The following is a 1911-nucleotide window of genomic DNA, read 5'->3' as shown; positions in this document are numbered from 1 at the left end:
TTATAATGATTATCTAAAAGTTCTTAATTTTTTAATTGAAAAAAACATTGTCTATTATGATGAAACACCAATTATATACAATGATGATAGATACTCGAGACAGATGGAGTTTTGGGAATCGTTTTTTCAAATTGAAGAAGTAAAAAAATTTCAAGCGGATTTAACAAATAAACACTTAGTAATAGTTGGAGCAGGTGGTCTAGGCACTTGGATGTCATTATATCTTACTCAATTAGGATTCAAAAAATTAACTATTATAGATAAAGATAAAATCGAATTATCCAACCTTTCTAGACAAGTACTATTTGATACATCTGATATTGGGATGTTTAAAGTTGAAGTTTTAAAGAAAAAATTAGAAGTAATAAATACTGATGTAACAATATCCATTAAAAAGAAATATTTAGATAAAGATTGTAAAATATTAAAAGAAATATTTGAGAAAGAACATTTTGATATGATTGTAAATTGTGCAGATGAGCCTAGTGTTGTTGAAATATCAAGATGGATAGATAATTATTGTCAAAATCATAATATACCTTTCTTAGTAGGTGGAGGTTATGCGGGTCATGCCAGTAAATTAGGAACTATCATTATTCCAGGGAAAACTCCAACTTGGTTGGATTATATAAGCATGACTGAAAAAATAAAAATTAATGAAGGGTATAAATTGTTAAAGGAAGCTAGCAATAAATCTAAAGGTGTTATTAATTTAACAGCTTCTTTGACTGCGATTATTCAAACAATGGATATAATTAAGTATTTTTCCAATATAAAAGACCCTTTAATGTCTTCAAGAACAGCCGAACTGAAAATAGATAATCTTGAAATAGATTATACTTATTTTGAGAGAAATGAGGAGATTTAGAATGAAATATATATATAAGCTATCAGATAGAGAATATAAAGATCGCTTCTTTTCGACTGAAAATTTTGTTAGCAAATATGAAATTTTTTATAATTTGTTAAACAACCTTAATAATGAGGAATTATATCGTTTATTTAATTCAATAAATGACTCTCAGAATACTCTTATTGAACATAATTTTTATGACTATAAACACAAAGTGTACAATAATATATTTAATTTTGAATTTTCATTAGATAAACAATATATTGCAAAGGAAATGTCTAATTACTTAAAAACTCGAGAAATGAATATAGCATATTATATGTTGCTTATAGGTAAAGGCAACATAGACATTTCATTAGATAATTCATTATTACATAGAGAAGAAGGCTGTGTTGTAAACCTCATTCATTATGGTCTTTATCAAATAGTGCCTTATATTTTCGCAAAAAACACTGAAAAAGATATAATTATATATGCTAATACGGAAATCACAAAAGCTTTAATAAAAATGATGTGTGTAATAGAGAAAAAGGTACCTAAAAATCTTATAATACTATCACTAGAATATAAATCTGTTATTAAAGCAATGAAGATGGTCAAAAGAGGTGCAATTTTAATTGTAATGCCTGAAATTGATTTAGGAAGTTCTCAAAAAAAGCAAGAAAATAAAGCAAAAATAAATTTTTTTGGAAAGAAGCTTTTAGTTCCTATTGGTACACAAAAAATAGCTAGTAAAACAGGAGTTGACTCCTACTCACTATGTATTGAAGAACAACAGAGTAAAATTTTAGTTGATATTTCTAAAATTAATATAAACTCTGATGTATATGCATCTGTAGTTGAATTATGGGATAACATAGAAAAAACAGTGAAAAACAAGCCTTATAAGTGGACTATATGGGAAAGAATAGATGAGTTACTTTATGAAGAATAATAAATTGAAAATTTGTATACGTAACAATGAATATATATTTTATGATAATGATGTATTAAGCTATAAAAAAAATGGCATAGTAAAAATAATTACTAAAAAAATAAATAATTATATAGGTCTATAT

At 25.5% G+C, this 1911-nt stretch carries 2 protein-coding genes; both read left to right on the top strand.

Annotated features, from left to right (window positions below; genetic code table 11):
• A partial coding sequence (locus CD129_RS11830; RefSeq protein WP_218585273.1) for a HesA/MoeB/ThiF family protein occupies positions 1-868 on the top strand: 868 nt, incomplete at its 5' end.
• Between the two features lies 1 nt (position 869).
• Entirely contained in the window at positions 870-1787 is a 918-nt protein-coding gene (locus tag CD129_RS11825) for a lysophospholipid acyltransferase family protein (protein WP_115336962.1), read from the top strand.
• Positions 1788-1911 lie beyond the last annotated feature (124 nt).

It is taken from the genome of Mammaliicoccus fleurettii, from assembly GCF_003970575.1.
GTDB classification, from domain to species: domain Bacteria; phylum Bacillota; class Bacilli; order Staphylococcales; family Staphylococcaceae; genus Mammaliicoccus; species Mammaliicoccus fleurettii.
This window is presented reverse-complemented; position numbering and strand designations above follow the sequence as displayed.